This window comes from Sphingobium agri, from assembly GCF_023051225.1.
Lineage (GTDB): Bacteria > Pseudomonadota > Alphaproteobacteria > Sphingomonadales > Sphingomonadaceae > Sphingobium > Sphingobium agri.
On sequence record NZ_JALKHS010000010.1, the window covers coordinates 208737 to 233033 of the forward strand.

Consider the following 24297-nt stretch of genomic DNA (forward strand, 5'->3'; position numbering starts at 1 on the left):
CAAGCTGGACAAGCGACGATTAACGGGCCCGATCTAGCACCAGCATCTCGTCAGTCTTCTGTACGATCCTTAAATCCAGGAAAACGCACAGCGCTGCGGCCAATCCGTCAGTATCTCCGGCACGGAAGCTACCTTCCAGGCGCTTCCCGCCGCTAGCTTGGTCTAAGAGGCGGATTTTACGGACCGAATATCGGTTCGCCTGCATGATGGTTTGGCTGGCTGTTTCGTTCGTAAAGTCCAAACGGTCCTCCTGCCACCCTGTTACGCTCGCAAGGTCGATCTTGGACGGTTTAGTCAATCGCCCGCTTGCTGACAGCGTCAGACGCTGGCCCGGTGACAGAAAGGCGCGATCTGCCTGGCCGGTCTTGCTTCGCGCCTCTACAGCCACTCGGCCATCAATCAGTATCACCGCTGGCGGCCTGGAAATGGCGGAGACATCGAAATCGGTGCCTATCGCGGTTACTGTAAGTCCCTCCGCCGTTACATGAAAGGGACGATGTGGATCGTGCGCCACGGCGAAATTGGCGCGACCTCGGCGCAACGCGACATGCCTCTCTTGTTCATCGAGCCGGATCACCACGGCGCTGTCGGTATCGAGCGTCACATGAGAACCGTCCGCAATCGTCACCGTCTTGCGTTCACCAACACCTGTACTGACATTTGCAACTTCGGCGGCGGGCGGCGTCATGATCATCAGGAAAGCCGCCGCCAAGGCAGACATGCATAATCCAGCTGCAACACCGCGCGGCCACAGCGGCGCAGGTAGCGCGCACCCCGCGTAATTTTGACTATCCCCGCCTAGCCGCTCGGCGTGGCGCTCAAGCTTTTCGCTCGCCAACCCGGCGTACAGATTTTCCTTTCTGGGAACACGGTGTCGGGCAAGCTATCCCAACCGCTAGGGAGCGTTTTTCCTCCTCCCACCGCGCTTAACCATCTGCTGGCGAACAGCGGGCCGCGCGCCATCGACGCCGGGCAATCCGCCCTTTCCCTGCCTTGGACCAACTCTCGGTATTTAGGTCCTGAAGGCAGCCGCTCGATCTTCGAACCTCAGAGCTCGCCATTGCAGTCAGTCGGCTTACTGGCGATAGAGGCACATAATTGCCGTCACTTATCACACGCGCACCAGTCAGAGGGACGAACTTTGACAGCAGCGTCATTAAGCTTACCGGGGAGGAGATACCATGATCAAGACAAGCAGAAGAAGCTTGGCCTTAGCCTCGGCCTGGGGATCCTGGGTGCTGCTTGGAGCTATCTCCCCTGCTGCGTCCCTCGCCGACACGCCGCGCGCGGCGACACTGCCGTGGATGTCGCCAGACATCATCGCGCGTCAGGACGGCGCGTCCGAAGCTGACCAGCGCGAGGCGGTAGCGCGGCAGCGCGCGCAATTGCTGTTGAAGGCGATGAGCCTCCCGCAAAAAATGCAGCAATTGACAGGCAGCGCGCCTGAAATCCTGCCTGAACTCCCCCAATGTTTCGGCGGCCGACATATTAGCGGGATTGCTGCGCTGGGGATTCCCACGTTTCGGGTCACAAACGGGCCGGTAGGCCTGGGTCAGAATGATTGCGTCGATGCGCAGCTGGTGGCCAAGGCAGGCAGCGCCGCCAAGGCCGCGGGCCTGGCTTACACACATCCCAGCTCGGCCAAGGCGACCGCGCTTCCGTCCGCCATGGGAATCGCGGCCTCCTTCGATCCCGATGTGGCGAGCGCCTATGGCGAAATCATCGCCAATGAAATGCACAGCCTTGGCTTACATGTATTCGAAGCGCCCGGCGTCAACTTGGCCCGCCTCCCAATTCTCGGCCGCAATTTCGAATATTTCGGCGAAGATCCTTATCTGAGCGGCGTCATGGCCGTGGCGGAGACAAAAGCGGTTCAGTCAAAGGGGCTGATCGCCATGCTCAAGCATTTTGTCGCCAACGAACAAGAAACCAACCGCATGTCCATCCAGGAAACGGTGGACCAGCAAACGCTGCGTGAGATCTACCTGCTGCCCTTTGAAATGGGTGTGAAGGATGGAGGTGCCGCCGCTGTCATGTGCGCCTATAATTATGTGAACGGCAAATCCTCCTGTGAGAATGAAGATATACTGACGGGCGTGCTGCGCCGCGAATGGGGGTTCACCGGCTATGTGCAATCGGATTTCTTCGCGATGAAGAGCACGGCTGCGACGTTGAAAGCCGGGTTGGACAATGAGATGCCGACGCCGCTTTTCTGGTCAGTCGATAAGCTGGGCAGCGCCTTGTCGAAGGGTGAGATCACGGCCGCCGACATCAATACCGCACTGGAGCGGCGCTACACCCAGATGTTCAAGGCCGGGATTTTCGAACGTCCGCTGGTGCAGACGCCGATGGCAGTCGAGGAGAATGGGCGCAAGGCCCGCGACATCGGCACGCGCGCGGCAGTGCTGCTTCAGAATGGAGGCGCGCTTCCCTTCCGCCGGGATGTCCAATCCGTCATGGTGATCGGCAAGGGCTCCCAGGTCTACGCGCAGCAGGCCGTGGCGGGTGGGTCACTTCCAGGCGAGCCGATGGGATCCGGCGGCGGCAGTTCCGACGTGGTGCCGCATTACACGGTGACGCCGGTGGAAGGCCTGCGCAATGTGCTGAAGTCGCTGGGTAATTCGGGTGCTGCGGTGAAACTCGCACTGGTCGATGATGCGAACATGTCTGCGACCATCGATGGGGCGCGGGTTAGTTTTGCCGATGTGACCGCGCAGGCGGGGGCGGCTGATGCCGTCATCATCATGGCGGGCACCATCTCCGAAGAAGGCGCTGATCGGGCGACCTTCGCTGGCGCAAGCGGGCGTCAGTTGGCCGGATCTGCGGCAGCAGGCGACAATCTGGATTGGTATGCGCCGCGATCCAATGTCATCGCTCTCACCAACGGAAGGAATGCGGCGCGGAACAGCCAGACTGTCGCGATGATAAAGGCGCTGCTCGCGGCGCCCTCCCGCACGGGGGTCAGCATGAACCGCAAGACTGTACTGGTGCTCAAGGACAATGCGGGCGTCGCGATGGACCCGCATCTGGTAGGACCCCGCGGTCCGGCCATATTGGAAAGCTGGTTCCCGGGTCAGGAAGACGGAAATATCGTCGCCGAACTGCTGTTCGGGATCAAGAATCCTTCCGGCAAGCTGCCAGTCACCTTCCCCTATGTGGGCAAGGGCTTTCTGGACAATGTGAGCGCCGAACAGTTTCCCGGCCTCTATGACGAAGCAACAAAGAAGCAGACGGTGCGCTATGCCGAGCGCCTGAACATCGGCTATCGCTGGTATGACGCCAATGTGAGTGGCAATTGCAAACTGGTGAAAGGCCGCAACCCGTGCGTGGCCTTCCCCTTCGGCCACGGACTTTCCTACACCAGTTTCGCCATGTCGAACATGACGGTGGCTTATGATCCAACAGCAAAACTTTATCGTGCCAAAGCCGTTGTCGCGAACACCGGCAAGATGGCGGGCGCCGAAGTGGTTCAGGCCTATCTTGCTCTTCCGCGCAGCGCTGACGCAGCCGGAGCACCCCAACCGCCCAAGCGCCTGGTAGGGTTCGAACGCGTGGAGCTCCAACCGGGCGAACGCAAGGAGGTAGAGATCATTATCGATCCCGCCGCCAGCAATCACCCGCTAAGTGTGTGGCGTGAAACGGAACAAAAATGGGTTGTCCCTGAAGGACAATTTGCTTTGTGGCTGGGTAAGTCATCATCGCCGATCGATCTCATGCTGGCTGGACGATTCAGCTACCGAAAGTGACATACGGACAGCGCTCATCACGGCTTGGCTGGTGACAGGAAGGATCGGCGCGCCCAGGCAGCCGTAAGTGTGCCCGGGCGCGCGTGGAACATTGGCACTTTGTCAGAAGCTAAAGCGTCCGCTGACGCCGAACTCACGCGGCGCATTGATTGAGGCGGTGCGATAACCTGAGTCGATGAAGGTCCCGGCAGTAGATTGCAGGCGGAAAGTGCTTGGACTTACCGAGCGGAGCCGGTCTTGGTCGAGCAGGTTCTTGACGAAAGCGGTCAGCTCCCAACGGTCGTCCTCGCTGCGCAGCCCAACGAACAGATCGAGCCGAATGTCGGTTGGATAGCGGTAGTTCGACCGCTCCGACGTGAAGGCAGGGCGAATGTTCGCATTGCCACGGATGAATGGCATCACTTGCGCGCCTATCGGGAAACGAATTTCTCCGTTTAGAGTCGCAGTAAACTCAGGAGAGTCCGACAGAGGACGTCCAAGGCAGGTGGCGGTTTGTGGAAGACCGCTGGTGATGTCTGCCGGAGCGGCGGGTAGTACCGGATTTCCGTTCGCATCGACGATGTTGCAGAACACCGGGCTGGTATATTTTGACTTGGCATAGGCGGCGTTCACGCCCAGATCGATATTATTCGTCGGCCGGTAGCCGAGCTGCATCTCGATGCCCTTGACGTCCGCGTTGCCGTTGGTCGGAACGGCGATTGTGGTCACGCGGCCGGTCGGCTCAATCGCGAACAGCGCCGGTTCGTAGCTAAGGAAGTTTTTGAACTTCTGATAGAATAGCGCGACGTTGAGAGTCATGCGACGATTGAGAAGACTGGCCTTGGCGCCGAGTTCGAAACCATCGGCGGTTTCGTTCTTCGCCTGCAAATATTGTTGGCCGACCTGCGCTGTCACCGCGACCGCGGGCGGCCCGGGCCGTTGCGTTCGTCCGTAGCTGAAATAGGCGTTTACGTCAGGGTTGATTTCCCAGTTCACATTGGCACCGCCCGACCACAATTTGTTGCGGCTCACGACATGTGAGGAGGTTCCAAGGCCGCAAACACCGTTGGGATCGACGGTGATGAACGGCGAAGATCCAACAGAGTTGAACTTGTAGAAGTTTACCAAGCCGCCCGGTATGAACGGCGAATCAGGTCCGAAGTTGCTGCAGAGCGGCAGGAATGGCGCAGGCGAACCGAAGAAAAATCCAGGGAATCCGCCTCCGGTGATTGGGTTGATGACCGCGAGCTGATCGCGAACGGTCTTGTCGTTGCTATAACGTATGCCGCCGGTGAACTTGATGGCGTCGGTCAGCTGGTAGCCGACAGTGCCAGCAAGGCCCCATCCACGCGACTTGATCGTCAGCTCCACCGATGCACGTTCATAGCAGGCATTGCCCAGCGCAAGAATGCAGGTTGGTCCGACTACGCCGGTCGGAGAGAAGGAGTGCTGGTCGGTATGCAGCGGTACGAAATTGCTGTTGTCATGGAAATCCCCCGCAATCGACCAGGTAAAGCGGCTACTATTGTCGGATTCAAGCCGCAGTTCGGCATTGTAATTCTTGAACGACGTGTAAAGGTCCTGGATGGTCGCGAAATTTGGAATGGCGTTCCCGATGTCCTGATCGCGTAGTTGGAACAGGCGTGTGTTCTGATAGCCCAGGTTGGCGACGACGTCGACACCGCCCAGTTCCAGGGTCGAGTTGACGGTGAGGATGTCCGACTTGTTGCGAAACTCGAGCGGTCCCTCGATTACGGACTTTCGATCGCTGATCGCCAACGCGGGGCCTGTGCTGTTCGCGCCTACCGTGTTGCCTGGTCCGAACACTAGGATATAGGGCGTCAGCTTAGCATCGAGATGCTGGTACATAATATATGTCGTCCAGCCCTCCCAGGGCCGCAGGCTCAACGAAACGCGACCGCTATAGGTCCGGTTGCGCGATTCCCTCCCCGTTATCGTACTGACCCCCGAAACGGCATTCTTGTCGTAGAGGCCCGAAATGCGGACCGCGACCTTGTCGGAAATCAAAGGGACGGAAACGCCGCCCTGGATGTTGACGGCATCTTGAGTGGTGCCCGTCATCTGTGCGTACCCTTCAGCCTCCGTGAAGTTGGCGCGCTTGGTCCCGAACAGGAGCGCCCCGGCAGGCGAAGTGCGCCCACGGAACAGCCCTTGCGGGCCGCGCAGCACCTCTACTTGGCCAAGGTCGTAGATCGCCGTGAACACCGTATTCGCATTGACGGGAATTTCGTTATAGAACACTTCGACAGCAGGCGAGGTGCCACCATCGGGATCAAACGCGATGCCACGCAATGAAGCGGTATTGTTGCGCCCAGTTGTATTGCTGAGTTCAAGACCGGGCGATAGGTTCTGTAGTTCCTTGGTATCGAATATATTTAATTTCTGAACATCCTCGCCAGTAACAACATCAATCGCCATCGGTGTGTCTTGGATAGTAGTTTCACGGCGTGTGGCTGTAACGATGATGTCATTGCTCGAGGAAATCAAGCTGTCGTTACTCATTGAGTTCTGTGCTTGCTGGGCCTGCGCGAATGCAACAGCCGGCATGACGAGCGCGGAAACTCCGCACGCGAGCGTAACGATACGATTAGCTGAATGCATTCGCATGATCCCCTCCCTGCTACTCGAAGAGGTCACCGGAACATCCGATCCCATGCCTCCCCAATTTCTTGTCAGGCAAGAGAAAAACGTTAGGCACGTGCTTCTAGTCCACGCCAGGCACGTGACTACAGTATCCACCCCTACCTAATGTGATCCTGACTAGATCACCTTTTATGGCAACAGCTTATCAGAGGCGATTAGAACGTCAACTACATTGCGGGAATGTGTCCTTGTCATGCGCATAACTGCTTGTTGGCCTCCTGCGCACCTATTCGTCGCGTCGTTTACCCGGGTATGGCGAAAATCACGGTCCGGGGAGCCGATGAGGACCACGCGCTAAAAAGCGCCCTGCTATCGTTAAAACGAGCTGGAGAATTTCGCGGCAAACATGCTGAGCGGCGCACTCAGCCCCACCTTCACAAAGCTGCCCGCAGATTACGAAGCGGAGAAGGCAGAGGTCAAGCTGCGCCTTGTCCGAATTGCGCCTTCACGGCCAATCGCTCGAATTTTCTCATCTCACACCTCTTAGAGGAGTTATCGGAAGGGTTTGCGGTCTACAGGGCGAAGGCACCGCCGTACTGCCCCCGCAGGTCGAGAGCGCGGCGATGTATGCCAAGGGCGCTTGGGGGCGTGGAGGCGGGGATCGTATCCAGCGTGTGAGATGTCGCGGTCTTTGGGTTAAACGCGAACGCCGCCCTGTGGGGGTGGCGTATCGGGCTTATGCTATTAGTTGCGGGAGCGCGCACTGGACGGCGCACCACTCCCTTCGCGATCGAGATTTGACTGCCGAAATTTCGCTGACGCATCAAGCGTCGAAAGCCATGTCATAGACTGAAGTTCGAGCCAATTACTATCCCCTGAAAAAATTCGTCGCGACTGCAATATGATGCCACGGGGGCGACACCCCCCGATGCAACGAGAGACTCAGTTACGCGCGGGCGCGAAGATTGTGAAATATATGTTGAAAGAGGGGGCATTTTATTCGAGGGCAGGGCTAATACCGACCCTTCTAAGACGCTCAGCGCCAAATTTTGCGCGCTCAGTCCGGTCAGTCTGCTTTTTCAGTTTTTGGGCTGCGACTGGCCGGGCAGGCGCCTGTCAGGTTCGGAGCCAAAAGGTCGCGATAGCTGCCATCCTCAGGATGGCTCCTCCCGACCAGACACAGGCGTTAAGTTACCATGGTTCGATTGACCGATTAGGCCGAGACCTGACATCGGTTGAACTCCGCAAAGCTCTGTTTGCTACACGTTCAAGCAGCTTAACGCGTTAACGCGCATTTGAAGGTCTTATGCACCACGGTGCAGAGCGCAGTTTTTTTAGTGCCTGTCATATCGTCGGCGAGTAGCCAATCAGTTTGCCGGATTTTTGGACCAGCCTCTTTAAGAGCTTTTCCTGATCGGCAGGATAGCTCCGGCGCCGAGCAACGCGAACGCCGAGGCAGCTATGAACACGGCCGGATAATTGCCGCCCTGCATCGCACCTATCGCTAGAAAAGCTGGTGCCATGAGCGGGGCGAGCGATTGCGGCAGGGTATTGGCGATCTGGAAAATGCCCATGTCCTTGGCGCTGTTGTCCGGATCGGGAAGAACAGCCGCCACCAAGGCAAGGTCGACCGCATAATAAACGCTCATGCCGACCCCCGCGATCGCCGATCCTATCAGGAATTGAAGCACGGTCTGCGCCATGCCGATCGTCACGAGTCCGATGGCCCCAATGATAGCGGCGACGATGACGAAGGGTTTGCGCCTGCCAATCCTGTCCGAGAGCCACCCGGAGAGCGGTGAAACTGCGATCGTGATGGTTGCGCCGATGCTCCCATTGATGAACATCAGCCGGGGGACGTCCGACATTGGTTGATGCAGCCGATCGGACAGGAGATAGACGGCATAAACCTGGATATAGGACATGCCCATGATGACGAGGAAGCGGCTGATCCATACCCAGTAGAAATCGGGATGTTCGCGCGGGCTGATGCTGAACGAGCCCAAAAACTGCCGGACGCCGCCACAGGCGTCGACCATCGCGGCGGCTGGCCCGTCCTTGAACATCGGCAGGATCACCGCGAGGCTTAGGACGGTGCCCATCCATGGCACCATGAACAGCAGATAAGGGCTGCCCGTCGTGAATTGGGTGAGGAATGTGCCCACCATCACGCCGACGATGATGGTGAGGCCCAACAGCCCGGACACGCGGCCTCGCTGCGCTTCTGGCACCTGATCAGGCAACAGGGCGTTGAGCGCGGCCTGATTGGCGTTGAAGCCGATCTGGGCGATGACCCATCCCAGGCCGAACACCATGATGTTGCTCGTGGCGCTCATAAGCAGCAGGCCCGCGCCGCCGCCCGCAACGCCCACGATCATCCACAGCTTGCGCCGGCCGATGTGCGCGGTCGTGCGATCGGAAATATGGCCCCAAACAGGGGTGGCGATGATCGAGGCAAGCGCGCCGATGCCCAAGATCATGCCGAGCTGACTCATTTTGTGCGCAGGATCAGCAATCTGCGCGATGCGCATGGCGATTGTCAGCGTGACCGGGGTGATGAGGCCCAGCCAGTTGCCGCATTGTGCGATCCAATAGGCCGCGATGAATGCGCCGCTTGCGCGACCGTCGGCCGTGCTGGCCATTCAGAGAGCCTGGATCATGGTGATGTCGGCTGCGAACTGCCGCAATGCCAGACCGTCCGGTTCGCCGCGATCAAGTGCGGCATGAACCCGCAACCATGCCGCACGATCCACGCTTTCGTAGACCGGCGACAGCTTCCGCTCGCCCTTTGCGTTCCCAATTCTGAGATCCGAAGGTCTGGCCGATCCGTCACCCCTGAGCGAGAAACGTAAGGTGCGGCCGAAGCCCAGCGCGTCGATCCGCTGGCCACCGCCGCCGGTGCCGCTCGTGGCAATCGCTTCGAAAAGCTTTTCGCCTGCCGTGCCGCGCACGACAACGGCGTGGGATGCCTGCCAGATATGGGTGAGGGAAAGCGGCTGGCCGAGGGCGTGCGCCGTGCGCACCATGTCCAACGCGGCATTGGCGGGCGTAGCGAAGTCACCCACTTGGCTGATCAGGATGGTCGACGTCGCCGCCAGATGCTGGATGAGGTCGGCACGATGACGTAGTAGCGTCGGATCGCCCGCATAGCGTTCCGCCAGTTCCACGACTGCGCCCGCCTGGTTTGCCCGATCGGCGAGGGTGAGGATCGCGTCTGGGTCGGTGATGCCCGGATCGGCGATGATGACGCCGCGCGCTCCCGCCTCTACCGCGGCCGTCGCGCGTGCCGCCCAGTCGCTGGTTCCAGCGATGAACATGATTGAGGCGGCGGCGCTGTCTGCTGGAGCGCGATAGGACAGTGGCAGGGTGGCCAGCGTCTTACGTAGCCTGTGCTGAAGGCCGAGCGCTTCGGCGGCGATGGTCAGTGGCAGGGGCATGACAGTTCTCCGATCGCACTGGCACTGGCTTTGTTGGCGACATCGATCACAAAGTCGAAATCCTCCGCGACGGTGTCGAGCGAGGGTATGGCACCATGGTCGCCATGTGCAGCCGCATAAAGCGCGCGCCATTCTTCGACATAGCCGTTGCGGTCGAAAGGACCGATCTGGCGAACGGCGCCCGATGCGTCGGTGATCGTCGCGACGGCTGAACCGCCGTGGACGTAGGATGGGGTGAAGCGAATGCGGAGCAGTTCCGCATCGGTAGCGACTTCCAAGTCCCAATAGGCTTCACCATGGCCATGCATGGTCCCGGCAAGCTGCACCGCGCGGCCGCCCGCCTGACCGGCGATCAGATAGCCGAAAGGCGCGAGCTGGCGCGCCGACCAGATTTCCAGGTCGCGCCAGTCCGGCAGGAAGGCGCGCACCAGCGGCAGATCATGCACCGCCAAACCCAGGATCAAGGTGTGGAACATCTGGCGGATCATATCCGGCGTAATTTCGTCGGGCATGGAGAAGGCCATGTCAGGCCGCCCGGTCACCTCTGTCGCCCAATTTTCGAACCGGTCGTTCAGCGGCAGCACGATGCTGGACCGGATGCTGCGCGCCTTGGGGACCAGGTCTCCGAGCATATCCTTCACCGCGATCCAGCCGGGATCGAAGACATGCATCGCGCCCAGGATTACGGGGATACCGGTTTCCGCCGAGACCTCCGCGATCGCGCGCGCTTCATCGGCGCTGTTCGCCAAGGGCTTTTCGCACAGCACGGCCTTCTTGCCTGCGCGCAGGGCCGCGATCACCTGATCGGCGTGGAACTGCTGGGGGCTGCAGACCGCGACGACATCTACCGCCGGATCGGCGAGCATCGCGTCGAGCGACGTGACGGAACGTGCGCCCGCGCTGACCGCGACCGCAGCAGCCAGATCGCCGTTGACGTCCATCACGCAGGCGGGCGTGAAGAGATCCGGCAGATGGGCGAGCGTCGGCAGGTGAATCGCCTGCGTGACAGGGCCCGCGCCTGCAAAGCCGACGCCTAGTGGCTTGACCATGTTCATGCCGTGGCTCCAGCAAAATAGGGATGGGACGCGAGAAAGTCATAGGAAGCGCGGCTGCTTTCCAGCGGCGTGGGCAGGTTCGGTATGTCGACTTCAACCACGAACCACCCGTCGAAATCGGCAGGCAGCGCGTTGAAGACGGCATCGAAATTCACGATACCCCGGCCCGGCTCGCTCCAGATGTGCCGCGTGCCGATCGCCGTCATATAATCATCTTCATAGCGAAGCGCCCGGCGGAAGCCGGCTTGGTCCACGTCCTTCAGGTGCACGGCCACCAACCGATCAGCATAGTCGGCGATGATCTGTTCCGGCACCATTCCAGCCCACAGCAGATGGCCGGTGTCAGGCCCGAAACCAAGGTGAGACCCGGCGGTCATGTCGAGCACGCCGCGCGTTTCCTCCTCGGTCTCGATGATCATCGCGACATGCGGGTGCAGGGCGAAGCGGACCCCTTCCGCAAAGCCCGCATCCGCCGCGCGAGCGAGCGTTTCGGCCATCCGCTTGGTCCGGTCGGCGGACGCGTTGTAGCCAACGGCAGGATTGGTGAAGCGCCCCATGTCGATATTGCCCGCGACGAAGGTGCTGTCGACGCCCAGCGCAGCAAGGGTGCCAGCATGCGCCTTTGCCTGTTCGACAATAGCCGCCTGCTTTTCGGCGACATGAAAGTCCCCGGCGAAATAGCCCGGCGCGGGAGTGAAGCCGAATTCGTCCAAGATCGACCTATATTCCGCGACGTTCATTCTCGCGGGAACATCGGTGTGGAGCGAGCGAAAGCCTGTCTGCACCAGATCAGTCAGGGCTTCTCGCAAATTCTGTTCAGTAACGTGCGGCCCCATCGGGCCAGTTACCCAGGGGAGCGGGTTGATTGCGACGCGTTTCAATGAACATCCTCCCTTGCGGCTCGGCTCGCTGCCTGAACCTATAGCGATACTAAAAATTAAGGACAACTATATTTTCGGGAATGCTGATGTTATGGCCACCGAATGAAGAAGCGCGGACCCTATGCAAAAGGCCAGGAAAGGCGGAACGAGATTCTGCGCGCGGCGGTCGAGGTTATCAGTCGTGAAGGCTATCGGGGCGCGTCGCTCAGTCAGATCGGCCGCAGCATCGGCATCGATAGCGCGCATATCATCTATTATTTCTCGTCCCGAGAGATGCTGCTGCAGGAAGTGCTGCGCATGTGGGACGAGGACAATGCAGCTCAACTGACCACAGGCGAGGATGTCTTTGCGGGGCTGGTGGAAGGGGCCAGGCGCAACACAAACAGTCCCGGGCTTGTGCAGCTCTATACCGCTTTTGCAGCCGAAGCGGTGGACGCGTCCCACCCTGCGCATGAGTTTTTCCAGGCGCGCTTTGCCGTCCTGCAATCCTATATCGCCGATGAAATCCGCAGGCGTCAGGCGGCGGGAGTTGTGGCGGCCGCGCTGGACGCCGATCACGCTGCTATGATGCTGATTGCCCAGTCGGACGGCCTGCAGGTGCGCTGGCTGGTCGATCGTTCGATCGACATGGCCGCGGCGTTGGAAACCGAGATTGAACTGCTGCTTGGAAATGGCGAAGGGCGAAAATGACGGACGAATTTCGCACATTGTTCGATGGGAGCACGCTTGCCGGATGGCGGGCGATTCCACGCGTCTATGGCCGTTGGAATCCCGGCGGACCGGCCGTCACTGACCTGATGGCGCAGTATGGGATCCAAACGCCTGCCGACCCGGAGGCGCATCCGGCGATATGGACGGTCGAGGACGGCGCGATCGTAGGCCGTCAGGCAAGCTTGGGCTATGGCGGTTATCTGCTGTCCGAAGAGACGTTCGGCGATTTCGAACTAGTGCTGGAGATGCGCCCCGACTGGCCTGCCGATACCGGTGTGATGGTGCGCCGCCAGCGCGACAGCTGGGAAGGTTTCCAGATATTGGTGGATCATCGTCCATCGGGCGGCATCGGCGGCTTTTACGGCAATGGGCTGGCCGGCTTTTCCGCCGTGCCTTTCGCGATCGACGCCGTGCTGGACAGCAAGGGCCTACCAATCGGTCTTAAGGTCGACGATCCTGCGGCCAGCGCGGAACCGGTGACGCCAGACAAGATCAGGCGTCTATCCTATGCCGCGAAGGTGGAGGACTTCCTGGCCGTCTGGCGATGGGGCGATTGGAACGAGTTGCGCATCCGCTGCGTGGGCGGCGCGTTGCCGGTCATCACGACATGGGTCAATGGACTGCAGATTGCGCAGGTGGATACCGCCGCCCTTCGATCGCCCGGCTATGACCCCGCCGCAGTCGGTGCCCTGTTGGGAGAGCGCGGACATATCGCATTCGAAGTGCACGACCATGATTCCAATTTTGGCGAGGCGCGCTGGGGACCTGGAGCGGCCTGCCGATGGCGGAACATCAGGATCAAAGAGGGCTGAAGAGTGAAGAGCGAAAAAGATGGCCGGCGCCTGCGTTTTGCCCTGATCGGCGGAGGCCCCGGGTCCTTCATCGGCAGTGTGCACAGGATCGCCGCCGAACTGGACCGAGAGATAGAATTAGTCGCTGGCGCTTTCAGCAGCGACAATGCGCGATCGGCGGAAGCGGGGGCAGTTTTCCGGGTCGATCCGGCGCGCGCCTATCCTGACGTGGCGACGATGCTGAGGGCGGAGGCGGTGCGACCCGACGGGATAGACTTCGTCACAATCGCCACCCCCAATCATCATCACCTGCCTGCCGCGCGCGCGGCGCTGGAGGCTGGCATTGCAGTGATGAGCGACAAGCCGGCGACCGCGACGCTGGAGGAAGCGCGCGAATTGGCCGATATCGTGGCTGGCGCCGATGTACCCTATGCGCTGACCTACACCTATTCAGGCTATCCGCTGGTCCGCGAAGCGCGCGCGCGCGTCGCGGACGGCGCGATCGGCCGCGTGACGAAGGTGATCGTCGAATATCCCCAAGGCTGGCTTGCCACCGCGACCGACAGCAAGCAGGCGGCGTGGCGGCTCGACCCCAAACGCGCAGGACCGGGTGGCTGCATCGCGGATATCGGCGTCCATGCCTTTCACCTGGCGGAGTTCGTGACCGGCCTTCGGGTGACGCAGTTGCTCGCAGATCTTGGCTCGGTGGTGCCCGGCCGTGCGCTGGACGATGACTGCCAGCTGCTGCTGCGCTTTGAGAACGGCGCGCGCGGTGCGCTGCTCGCCTCCCAGATCATGATCGGCGAACGCAACGGATTGCGCCTGCGTATCCATGGCGATCGTGGCGGGATCGATTGGCGGCAGGAAACGCCCAACATGCTGGTCGTTCATCATAGCGACGGGCGCACGGAGCTGGTCCAGGCGGGCGATGCGTCGCTGGGCGCGGACGCAACGGCCAGGCTGCGGACGCCCGGTGGGCATCCGGAGGGCTATCTGGAAGCTTTCGCCAACCTCTATCGTGACTTCGCCATGTTGCTACGCGGGGGCAAAGCGCCATTGTTGCCAGGCATTGCCGATGGTCTGCGCGGCATGGCGCTGATCGAAACCGCCGTTCACGCCAGCCGCGATGAAAGCGGCTGGGCCCCTCTCATCGTGTGAAGGAACTTAAATGCGAACGATCAAGGGGCCTGGGATTTTCCTGGCGCAGTTCATCGGTGACGACGCGCCTTTCAACTCGCTGGACGCCATCGCGGATTGGGCGGCGAGCCTTGGCTACAAGGGGTTGCAGATACCGACCAACGACCCGCGCTTCATCGATCTGGCCACCGCGGCACACAGCCAGGATTATTGCGACGAGATCCTGGGGGAGCTTGGCGACAAGGGCCTGTCAATCACTGAGCTTTCAACGCACCTGCAAGGGCAGCTGGTCGCGGTGCATCCCGCCTATGACACCCTGTTCGACGGCTTTGCGGCACCTGAAGTGCGGGGACGTCCGGATGCGCGGCAGGAATGGGCGGTGGAGCAGTTGAAGCTGGCCGCGCTGGCCAGTCGGCGGCTGGGGTTAACCGCCCATGCCACTTTCTCGGGTTCCTTGGCATGGCCCTATTTCTACCCCTGGCCCCAACGGCCCGCAGGCATGATCGAGGAAGCCTTTGACGAGCTGGCTCGGCGGTGGCGGCCGATCCTTGACACATTTGATGACAATGGGGTGGATGTATCCTTTGAAATCCACCCCGGGGAGGATTTGCATGACGGTGCGACGTTCGAGATGTTCCTGGACCGCGTCGATCAGCACCCGCGTGCCAACATACTGTATGATCCCAGCCATTTCGTGCTGCAGCAGCTCGACTATCTCGCATTCCTCGACATCTATCACACGCGAGTGAAGAGCTTCCACGTCAAGGACGCCGAGTTTCGTCCCTCCGGCCGAACCGGAGTCTACGGCGGATATCAGTCCTGGATCGACCGCGCGGGCCGCTTCCGCTCGCTTGGCGACGGGCAGGTAGATTTTGGGCAGATTTTTTCGAAGATGGCGCAATATGACTTCCCGGGCTGGGCTGTCTTGGAATGGGAATGTGCGCTGAAGCACCCCGAGCAAGGCGCCAGCGAAGGGGCGCCCTTTATCGCGCGGCATATCATCCCTGTTACTGACCGGGCTTTCGACGATTTTGCCAAGGGCGGTTAAGAGGCTGGCTTTGGCGCTCAGCCGAACGGCCGCTGATCGGACACGATCGACTGAGATGACCCGCGATCGCAAGAACCGATCCAGAGCTAGACTGGCTGCGACTGACTTGCATTAGTATATTTGATCCACTAGCGAGCGCAGCAAGCTAGGGGTTTGTTCATGCGCATCATCAGTTCTACTCTGCTCTCCACGACAACACTGTTGTCGGCCATAACCGCTAACGCGCAACCCGCGTCTGCTGAAGCCGAGGCCGAAGGACCGATTGTCGTCACTGCGGCTCGCAGCATCCTTCCTGTCAATGCACTGCCGCTGACGATCGACGTGGTCGACAAGGAGACGCTCGACCAGCAGCTCGCGATTTCCGGTTCAGTGACCGACGCGATAGCAACCCTGACCCCGTCCTTCTCGCCCACCCGCCAAAAGCTTTCCGGCGCGGGCGAAACCCTGCGCGGTCGTTCGCCGCTCTACGCGATCAACGGCATCCCACAATCGACCCCGCTGCGCGACGGCGCCCGCGACGGCTTCACCATCGACGGCTTCTTTGTCGACCGGGTTGAACTGATCTACGGCTCCAACGCGCTACAGGGCATCGGCGGCACAGGCGGCATTGTTAACCAAGTCACGGTCGGCGCCCCAACCAAGGAGGGCTTAGGCGGCCGGGTTCTGTTGCAGGCCACGTCCGACAACAGCTTCCACTCCAACGGGCTCGGCTGGAAGGCCGGCGGCCTGTTCCAGTACAAGGCCGGGGATTTCGACGCGACGATCGGTGCTACCTATGAAAAGCGCGGCGTATTCTATGACGGTCAGGAACGTCGCGTCGGCCTGAACCTGACGCAGGGCGAGACGCAAGACTCGCGCACGACCAATTTCTTCGCACGCCTTGGCTACGCGACTTCAGCGACCGGCCGGATCGACCTGATCGCCAGCCGCTTCGAGCTGAAGGGCGACGGGGATTTCGTAGCGGTCGCGGGCAACCGCAACGCCGGCCTGCCGACCAGTGCGGTCCGCGGCGTTCCTCCGGGCGATCCGGCCGCCAACCGCACCGAAAGCATCGCGCTGTCCTACACCGACACTGAGCTGCTCGGCGGCAATTTCATCAGCCAGATATTCTTCAACCGCTCGCGCGATACGTTCGGCGGCGAGATAGCGCCCATCGCGACCTTCCAGGACCCGGCTCTCGCGCCCGTCAACACGCTGTTCGACCAGTCGCAAAACCGCTCGCGAAAAATCGGTGCGAAGTTCAGCTATGAGCGCGCGATGCCGGGCTTCGAAGCGCTGACTGCGACGCTTGGCTTCGACGCTCTGTGGGACAAGACCGAGCAGCGGCTGATCGCCACGGACCGCGTCTGGGTGCCCCCGGCCGAGTTCCGGAGCCTCGCCCCCTTCGCCCAGGCCAATCTCAAGCTGTTCGATGGTCTGGTGCGCATCGCTGGTGGCGCACGCTGGGAAAATGTCCAGATCAAGATCGACGATTATCACACGCTGGCGTCAACAACCTTTATCGCTTGCTCAGCCAGCTTGCCGGCTGACACGCCTTGCGGCACGTCGACCTATGGCGGCGTCGCCGTTGCGGGCGGCAAGCCGAGATTTGACGATCTTCTGCTGAACGGCGGCGTCATCATCGAACCATGGGAAGGCATCCGCGCTTATGCCAGCTATGCCGAGGGCTATACCGCCCCCGACGTGGGCCGCATCGCACGCTCCGTCAATCTTCCCGGCGTCGATATCGACAGCTACCTTACCATTGAACCGATAGTGTCAAACAACCGGGAGATCGGCGTTGAAGTGAAGCGCGGACCGATCGACGCATCGGCCACCTATTTCTGGTCGTCAAGCGACAAGGGGCAGCTTCTGGTCCCGGGCCTCGGGCGCAACTTCGACGTGCAACGTCAGCGCATCAAGATCGAAGGCATCGAAGTCAATCTGCGCAGCGAGACACCGATCAAAGGGCTGAAGCTCGGCATCGGCTACGCTCATATCGAGGGGCGCTACGACAATAACGCGGATGGCGTGGTGGATACCGATCTCGATGGCGTGAACATCTCACCCGATCGCGTCAACCTGTCGGCCACATTCAATCGCGGGCCGGTTTCGGCGATCGTCCAGACGCAATATTTCCTGTCGCGCACCTTTCATGCCGATCCGGGGCTCACGCAGCCCGACCGGCGCAACAATTTCGCAGGCTATCACGTCACGGACGCCAGCTTCCGCTATCAGACCGGCTTTGGCGGGCTGCGGCTGAGCGTGCAGAACCTGTTCGACAAATTCTACATCGACTATAGCAGCGACACGCGGCTGCCGACCGATAATCTTGCTTATTTCGCGGGACGCGGTCGCACCTTCACCCTGAGTTGGGATTACATCTTTTGAAGACGCTCGATCTCCTGCATCGCTGGTTTGGCGGATTGATCGGCCTTGTTCTGGCAGTGCTGGGGTTTTCGGGCGCTCTGCTGGTACATAAGGACGCCTGGGTGCTGCTGCCGCATGCATCCGACACCCAGGTGCAGGAAACGAACGCCATCGCTGCGGCCGTCGAACGTATCATGGCGGATCCTGCCACCCGTCCCGAGATGATCACCTTTGCCGGACAGGATTTCGGCCTCAACCGGCTGCGTTTCGCGGATGGTCGTGGCGCCTATACCGATCAAGCGGGCAATCTGGTTGCGCGCTGGAACAGCCAATGGGAGCGGCCGGAACTCTGGCTGTTCGACCTTCATCATCATCTGTTTGCAGGCGACACGGGAGAATCGGTGATCGGCATCGCCGCAATCGCCGGGCTGTTCTTCATCATTTCGGGCATCATCCTGTGGATCCGCACGCGCAAGACGTTCGAGTTCCGCCTTCTGCCCAAGCGGATGAGCCGGCCGGCAATCTTGCGCCATCATCGTGATCTGGGGGTGGTCGCGGCACCGCTACTGATATTGGCGCTGCTGACCGGCGCCATATTGGTCTTCCGTCCGATGGCGGCCCTAATCCTAGGGCCCGCCGCCCCCGGCCAGATCGACGCAAGTCTCAAGGCGCCTTCCGTTCCGCATGTTCCGCTTGCGGCAAAGTATAATGGGCGTGCTCTTATCGAGGAGGCCCGGGCGCATTTCCCAAGCGCCGAAGTGCGCAGCCTGTCGCTCCCCCGGCAAGGCAGCGGCCTCGTAACCTTGCGGATGAAGCGGCCGGACGAATGGCTGCCAAACGGACGCACAACCCTATGGTTCGCGGCGGATGATGGCCGTATGATAAAGGCTCGGGATGCTTCCCGCCTGCCTCAGGTCGTGAAGATCTACAACATGCTCTACCCGCTTCATGCCGCCAAGGTCGGCGGTCTAAGCTATCGGTTGGTAATGACCTTCGCTGGACTGGCATTGGGGCTGCTGGGGACGTTGACCCTCTGGTCATTTTGGTTCGCGAGAAAACGCGTCAAACGTCCGGTGCGGCAATTGATCAAGGTACATCGTTGAGCGCGGCCCATGACCACCGCCGGCGGGAGAGCGAGTTCACGCCACTTTGATGTCCGTTTCGAGGAACGACAACCTCGCGAGGTAAAGGCAAAAAGTGGCGCGTAGCAGCCGCAAAATAGGTTCTAGCTCCTCGTATCGGCGAGGCGCCAGGCAACCTCAGATTTCCGTGCCCTCCGGCAATGTGAGCGCGTCCTCCACATCCACCCCGAGATATCGGGCCGTGCTTTCAATCTTTGTGTGCCCCAGTAAGATCTGGATCGCACGAAGATTTCCGGTCGCCTTGAAGATGATCGATGCCTGGTCCGCCGCAGCGAATGGGTGCCATAATCTTCACTGGGCAAGCCAATTCCTGTAACCCACTTGTCGACAAGGCGGCCATATTGTCTTGTGCTTATGTGGGCAGCATGATCGGTGCGGCTGGGGAAGCGAAATCCTCTAAAGAGCCCCCCTCTCAGTTCGAGCCATTTGAGGAGGCTAGCGCAAGCTTCGTCCATCAATTCGAACTGAACTGGCCTTCCGGTCTTTTGCTGAACGACCGTGGCTCGCGTACGAATTTTCCGATCACAAACGATGTCGCTGATCCTGATCTTCACCAGGTCACAGCCGCGCAGTTTGCTATCGATGGCGAGATCGAAGAGAGCCCGATCTTGAACCCGCCCATGTTGATCCAGGAAGAAGCGGATGGCCCAAATCTGACGGGGTTTGAGCGCTCGCTTCGCACCTACCTTGCGTCCTGCATTACACGACACTCGATCACGAGCGGCAGGATCGAATTCTGACAATCCCATGACACGTCTCCAATTGGCCATAATCGCCGCGGGGAAAACGCTTCATGGTGGGGCCGACTCTTGTTTACCGTACAAAGGCCAGATCTCGATCCCTAGGTCCGGAACGGCAGCTATTCAATATACGCACCTCAAGTCTGGCCGATATCCGATTTTCCGGTTGTGGATGCAAATGCGGGTATAGCTGCCAGTCGCATGCGGTTATCTTTATCGCTACAGTGAATAGCAATCCAATGGATCGCTATCGGCCGACTATTTTGGTGAGATCCCTTTGCTTTCGATGATCTCGCGAATTCGGGCGGCGAGCGCCTCCATCTGAACGGCTCCCCCGGGATGCTGAAGCATTTCGTGCCCGGATGAAAAACAAACTAATATGGGGCGAAGTCATCCGATCGCCGTCGCATATCGCGCGGCAGCTCCCCCTTACCAGCTGCGGAGATAGGCCATGGATAAGATCAATCGTCTCCAATCTCGCAAAACGAAAGCGCTGAAGGAGGCATCGGCGTCATCTTGTTCCTTAAAGAGGAACGGGCATGAAGTTCACGCCCATGCTCTCCGGAAACTCATCAACGTAATCCGTCGGGAAGCACTGGAGGGAGCCAAGCGACTTCGCCCCTGACGGGAAGCCGGATTAAGGCCGCTTTGAAGCAAGCCATACAGTGTGGATCGTGTTTTCTCCGTCGACCACCGCTGCTACCTCAACTTCATCCACATCAAAACCGTTGCTTTCGAGGCGTGCGACAAATGCATCGTCGCTATAGGCCGACCAGATCGCCAGAATGCCCCCCGGCTTGAGCGCTGCATGGGCCGTGCGCAGCCCCCAATTGCAATAGAGGCGTTCGTTCGCAAGATGGATCAGCCCGTCAGGGCCGTTATCGACGTCCAACATAATGGCGTCGAACCTAGCTTCGGCGCTGGCAATCACATCATGAACGTCGGCCAGTTCAAGGACGACACGGGGGTCGGAGAGATAATCATGAAAGAGATGGGACAAAGGGCCTTTCGCCCAGTTCACGATCTCAGGGATGAGTTCTGTTACCATGATCTCGGCGGTGGGCGGCAGTGATCGCAAAGCAGCGCCGAGCGTGAAGCCCATGCCCAAACCACCGATGAGAACCCGCGCATCTCCTTCGGTGACGCGCTGACACGTCAGAGTGGCAAGCGCTTCTTCCGAATGACGAACCTGGTTTCCCATCAGTTCGTTATTGCCGAACCTGATGGAGTAGTCCTGACCGCGGCGTAAGAGGCGCAGCCGGCCTCCGTCAGGAAGCTCTGCCATGCCGATCAATTCGACCGGGATGGTCGCGCATTCGTCAGACGATGCCAACATGGCTTATTCCTCTAGTGCTACGGCGCGCGTATGAGGGCGCCGGCCGCGATCCTCCATCCTCAAGATGAAGATAGTGTCAGGTCCAATTTCTGGTGCGCCGTCAAAAGCTTCACTTAGTGGCAAACTGCCCGGGCTCGGCCCTGAACACGAGGCGCGCGTGGCTTCTGACGGCAGCCGCCGTCTTGAAGCTCTCCCCCTGCAGGTGAGATGTCACGAGAGGATAGCCCTGTGAATTAAACCGTGTTTCCCGGACGGTGAGCCGGAAATTTCCATCTTGGTCCTTTGTGATGAGGAAGGGAGCGACTTTTTCTCGGCTCATGGGGGCTCCTAAGTAGTTGCGAAAGGGCAGCCTGTCGGGCTGCCGGTATATTCACGTTCAGCCAAGCATCGCCGCAACAATCTGCTTTAGCTCACTAGTGGACAAAACCGCCGCTCGGGCCCGGACGGGCCGCGGCACAGATCCCTGGCTAAAAGGCAGATGAAGGGTGGCGCGTCTATTGGTCGGAAACATAATGTTCACTTTATAACCTCGCGGCGTACGCCGCATTATTCGTGGTTCAAGCGCTAAGGGTCGCAGTGATGCGAGCCTGAAGCGGGTAATGACGGACAGCTTGCAGCCGAACCGGGCAAATTAAACGGCCCAACATGTTCGATTATGGCAATGTCCACATGCAGGTGGGCTCCAGAATCCTTCTCCGGATTTCCGCTTCAACATAGGTGCAGGCGGCGGCGTCAGGATGACGCACGCTTCTTCCGCGCGAGATACCGCGCATCGCGTGCAGCCTTTTGCTCAGCTTCCGTAAGGACAGGCTTTTGCCGTGAGACATTCGCAGCGGCCGCTTCAAGCGCCTGCGCCTGTTTCGCAGCCTTTTGTTCCTTGGCCATGAGCAAAGCCTTCTGGCGCTTTTCACGCGCAGCGGCCTCTTTGGCCTGCCGGAGTTCCGCCTTCGCCACCGCAGCGGCTTGGTCTACGGGCGGTTTGTTGCGCAGTTGCTGGAGACCCGCCGTCCGAGCACGTGCCGCTGAGGCGATACGCTCCTGGAAGGACGGCTCTTTATATCTTTTCATGCAGGGAAATGTCCTGTGTTCAAGCAGTGGCCTGAGGCCGCCGGGCAGCGTCAGCCGCCCGGCGCCGTTTTCAGGCTGCCTGGAGATTGGCAGCCGAGGTCTTACCGCGGCGGTCCTGTTCCAGATCATAAGTGACGCGCTGATCCTTTTCGAGGGTGCGCATGCCCGCCTGTTCAACGGCAGAGATATGGACGAAAGCATCACTGCTGCCATTTTCAGGAGCGATGAAGCCATAGCCCTTGTCGGCATTGAAAAATTTGACTGTTCCGGTGATCATGCTCGGTCTCCTTGTCGCATGTCTTGGAAACGCACGACCATTCGCGCATTCCGGCTTAAAAGAGGCAATGTAGGGACAAGGGAGAGCCGAAGCGGCCCGACATCCGTCAAAACGCGACGTTCAGCAAGGTTCTGATAGCACAATTCGAAGGAAATGCAAAATCGAGCTAGGCGGATCAAATACACCATCGATCGAAACCTGCTGCGGCGCCAACTATTACAAAGTTGGCATGGCGCTAGCGTGGGAATTGGCCACCCACCCCCATTCTATTTACTTCGGGAGCGCCGCTTCATCCCGCTTGGCCTGCGCGATCGCATCGTTCAAAGTTGAGTATCGCCAGTCACGATGATGAAAGCAATATACAGGCACCTTGGTGATGCCATAGCGAGCCATGAGTTCGGTTTCGTCTGCGGGTTCCACAGCCATTTTTCTATCCGATCGTCACAAGCAGGGGTCAGCTGACGAGATCACTGACGGCCGCCAGCCGGGGGTTGGGCGAGGAGCTTTACTGCATTTTCCACCGTTGAGTATCCGGTCGGATCGGCGATCGCCAGATCGAGCGGCCTTGCGCCCAAGGACACGTTGTGGGTGTTCAGAAAGCGGATTGCCTCCTTCTGGCCGAGGAGCACGAATGCAAGGTGAGTGATCAAGCCCTGCCGCCTTGCCTGTTCGGGAGAGACCTTCGTCTCGCGACTGACGAATGCTCGCCTTCGGGGGCGCGCGGGCGCCGTTGCATCTCTTGTCATGCGGGGACAGCCAGGCCTGCTATGGGGACCAATCGATTCGCCCAGGGCGACCAACCCGCCGAAGCGGGCGCGTTCTTCGAGGAGAGCAGTTCAAAGATTTGACCGCCAACAAGTCCGGCGGCGCACAGATATTTGCGCCGGGCCGACTCGCTAAGCGCGCCAGCGACACGCATCAATGAAACCTGGTGTTCGGAATAGAGTTGATTGAGATCCATGTGCGAATTCCCTGGTAAGCGGGAGCGCGATAGTCTCTCAGTCAAGGACGCCTACATTGCTTATGCCCTTGATGGTGTTCATATAGGAGATAAATAAAATTTTGCAAGAGCGCGCGTGTTCGATCATTAAGAAAAAATAGCAGTCATATCTGTTCAATATTAATTTGTAGACTATTTAGTCGATATTATAATCCTTGATGATATACTTTGCTCATTGGCCGGTTTATCTGTGTAATAGCAGCCAATTTTCATGAGCTCTCTTCTTACCGTATGGGACTAATCGCCGAGCAGTTGATCTGACGCAGCTAACAAGCGGCGTTCATTGGTTGGCTTGCCGGCGGTGGGGACGCCCGTCAAAAATCTCGCCGCCATATGTTCGGTGCCAAGACTGACGTCGAGAAGGGCGACCGACGGTAATTCGATCGTTAACAAGGCGGCGCTTCTCTGACCGTAGCCGCGGGGCCAATGACCCGCCGCGAGCGTTCGAAACTCGACCCTTATGACCATCTCCCGCAAGAAAAAGAGGCGTGGGCAGCGCCGTGCTCTGCCGGCTTTGTGGTCGACCGACCGGCTAGACCATCGTCTGGCATCGCCCAGTGCCCAAGAGCCGCGGAGGCCGCGATGTCGTGCCGATGCACTCGATCTGCCAGCAGACGCGGATTGCCCAATCACCAATTTCGAACTCCATGCCACGGGATGGAGGTGGCGGGCCTGGGGGATAATCCGAACATGCGCAAATTATTGGACTGGGTGACTAACAAGGATCCGGACTTCACGGCGACGATCGCTAAGAAGCAGCGCTGAAGGACCCGCTGCCTACGCTCATATCGAGGGGCGCTACGACAATAACGCGGATGGCGTGGTGGATACCGATCTCGATGGCGTGAACATCTCACCCGATCGCGTCAACCTGTCGGCCACATTCAATCGCGGGCCGGTTTCGGCGATCGTCCAGACGCAATATTTCCTGGGTCAGCCTGGCCTTCGCCCTAGCAGCTTCAGGGAATTTTCCGGTGCTTATTCTCTCACTGCTTT

18 protein-coding genes and 2 pseudogenes are annotated in these 24297 nt (G+C 59.7%); 8 read left to right on the forward strand and 12 right to left on the reverse strand.

Going from position 1 to position 24297, the window contains the following annotated elements; all coding sequences use genetic code 11:
- Window positions 1–19 precede the first annotated feature (19 nt).
- On the reverse strand, window positions 20–721 hold the full coding sequence (locus tag MU848_RS13630) for a FecR family protein (protein ID WP_247233286.1): 702 nt from the start codon (window positions 719–721) through the stop codon (window positions 20–22).
- Window positions 722–1181: 460 nt separating this feature from the next.
- Between MU848_RS13630 and MU848_RS13635 the strand changes: the two genes are divergently transcribed.
- Entirely contained in the window at window positions 1182–3746 is a 2565-nt protein-coding gene (locus tag MU848_RS13635) for a beta-glucosidase family protein (protein ID WP_247233288.1), read from the forward strand.
- Between the two features lie 102 nt (window positions 3747–3848).
- Here MU848_RS13635 and MU848_RS13640 read toward each other — a convergent pair whose 3' ends face one another.
- The 5 genes from MU848_RS13640 to MU848_RS13660 form a co-directional block, all read right to left on the reverse strand.
- Window positions 3849–6248 carry a TonB-dependent receptor gene (locus MU848_RS13640; protein ID WP_247233290.1) on the reverse strand — a complete coding sequence of 800 codons (2400 nt, stop codon included), beginning with the start codon at window positions 6246–6248 and terminating at the stop codon, window positions 3849–3851.
- 1478 nt (window positions 6249–7726) lie between these two features.
- A complete protein-coding gene (locus tag MU848_RS13645; RefSeq protein WP_247233292.1) occupies window positions 7727–8971 on the reverse strand; it encodes an MFS transporter in 1245 nt (414 codons plus the stop codon).
- Window positions 8972–9766, reverse strand: a complete 795-nt coding sequence (locus MU848_RS13650; protein WP_247233295.1) for a hypothetical protein — start codon at window positions 9764–9766, stop codon at window positions 8972–8974. It abuts the gene before it with no gap.
- Window positions 9751–10821: a Gfo/Idh/MocA family protein gene (locus tag MU848_RS13655; protein WP_247233297.1), complete on the reverse strand. Its 1071-nt coding sequence runs from the start codon at window positions 10819–10821 to the stop codon at window positions 9751–9753. The genes MU848_RS13650 and MU848_RS13655 overlap by 16 nt, the downstream gene beginning before the upstream one ends.
- Complete coding sequence (locus tag MU848_RS13660) at window positions 10818–11702, reverse strand: sugar phosphate isomerase/epimerase family protein (RefSeq protein ID WP_247233299.1); 885 nt, start codon at window positions 11700–11702, stop codon at window positions 10818–10820. The genes MU848_RS13655 and MU848_RS13660 overlap by 4 nt, the downstream gene beginning before the upstream one ends.
- Before the next feature lie 102 nt (window positions 11703–11804).
- On the opposite strand from MU848_RS13660, the gene MU848_RS13665 reads away from it, so the two are divergent.
- The 6 genes from MU848_RS13665 (at window position 11805) to MU848_RS13690 (ending at window position 18841) form a co-directional block, all read left to right on the forward strand.
- The gene (locus MU848_RS13665; RefSeq protein WP_247233301.1) at window positions 11805–12392 is read left to right on the forward strand and encodes a TetR/AcrR family transcriptional regulator; all 588 of its coding nucleotides are present in this window, start codon (window positions 11805–11807) and stop codon (window positions 12390–12392) included.
- Window positions 12389–13225 (forward strand): 3-keto-disaccharide hydrolase, encoded by an 837-nt coding sequence (locus MU848_RS13670; protein WP_247233303.1) that lies wholly within the window; start codon window positions 12389–12391, stop codon window positions 13223–13225. The genes MU848_RS13665 and MU848_RS13670 overlap by 4 nt, the downstream gene beginning before the upstream one ends.
- A gap of 3 nt (window positions 13226–13228) precedes the next feature.
- The gene (locus tag MU848_RS13675) at window positions 13229–14362 is read left to right on the forward strand and encodes a Gfo/Idh/MocA family protein (RefSeq protein ID WP_247233305.1); all 1134 of its coding nucleotides are present in this window, start codon (window positions 13229–13231) and stop codon (window positions 14360–14362) included.
- A 10-nt stretch (window positions 14363–14372) separates the two neighbouring features.
- Window positions 14373–15389, forward strand: a complete 1017-nt coding sequence (locus MU848_RS13680; protein WP_247233308.1) for a sugar phosphate isomerase/epimerase family protein — start codon at window positions 14373–14375, stop codon at window positions 15387–15389.
- A 159-nt stretch (window positions 15390–15548) separates the two neighbouring features.
- Window positions 15549–17759, forward strand: a complete 2211-nt coding sequence (locus tag MU848_RS13685; protein WP_247233310.1) for a TonB-dependent receptor — start codon at window positions 15549–15551, stop codon at window positions 17757–17759.
- Entirely contained in the window at window positions 17756–18841 is a 1086-nt protein-coding gene (locus MU848_RS13690) for a PepSY-associated TM helix domain-containing protein (protein WP_247233316.1), read from the forward strand. Before MU848_RS13685 ends, MU848_RS13690 begins: the two co-directional genes overlap by 4 nt.
- Before the next feature lie 156 nt (window positions 18842–18997).
- Here MU848_RS13690 and MU848_RS13695 read toward each other — a convergent pair.
- From MU848_RS13695 to MU848_RS13720, 6 genes and pseudogenes are all read right to left on the reverse strand, one after another.
- A pseudogene (locus MU848_RS13695) lies at window positions 18998–19629 on the reverse strand (tyrosine-type recombinase/integrase).
- A gap of 628 nt (window positions 19630–20257) precedes the next feature.
- Window positions 20258–20956 carry a spermidine synthase gene (locus MU848_RS13700; protein WP_201516756.1) on the reverse strand — a complete coding sequence of 233 codons (699 nt, stop codon included), beginning with the start codon at window positions 20954–20956 and terminating at the stop codon, window positions 20258–20260.
- A gap of 732 nt (window positions 20957–21688) precedes the next feature.
- Window positions 21689–22024: a DUF6481 family protein gene (locus tag MU848_RS13705; protein WP_201516757.1), complete on the reverse strand. Its 336-nt coding sequence runs from the start codon at window positions 22022–22024 to the stop codon at window positions 21689–21691.
- A gap of 70 nt (window positions 22025–22094) precedes the next feature.
- A complete protein-coding gene (locus MU848_RS13710) occupies window positions 22095–22301 on the reverse strand; it encodes a cold-shock protein (protein WP_201516758.1) in 207 nt (68 codons plus the stop codon).
- Window positions 22302–22571: 270 nt separating this feature from the next.
- Entirely contained in the window at window positions 22572–22727 is a 156-nt protein-coding gene (locus MU848_RS13715; RefSeq protein ID WP_201516759.1) for a hypothetical protein, read from the reverse strand.
- 41 nt (window positions 22728–22768) lie between these two features.
- Window positions 22769–22951, reverse strand: coding sequence for a hypothetical protein (locus tag MU848_RS13720; RefSeq protein ID WP_201516760.1), 183 nt, complete (start codon window positions 22949–22951; stop codon window positions 22769–22771).
- Window positions 22952–23727: 776 nt separating this feature from the next.
- On the opposite strand from MU848_RS13720, the pseudogene MU848_RS13725 reads away from it, so the two are divergent.
- Window positions 23728–24066 (forward strand): annotated as a pseudogene (locus MU848_RS13725) (hypothetical protein).
- The last annotated feature ends 231 nt before the right edge of the window (window positions 24067–24297 follow it).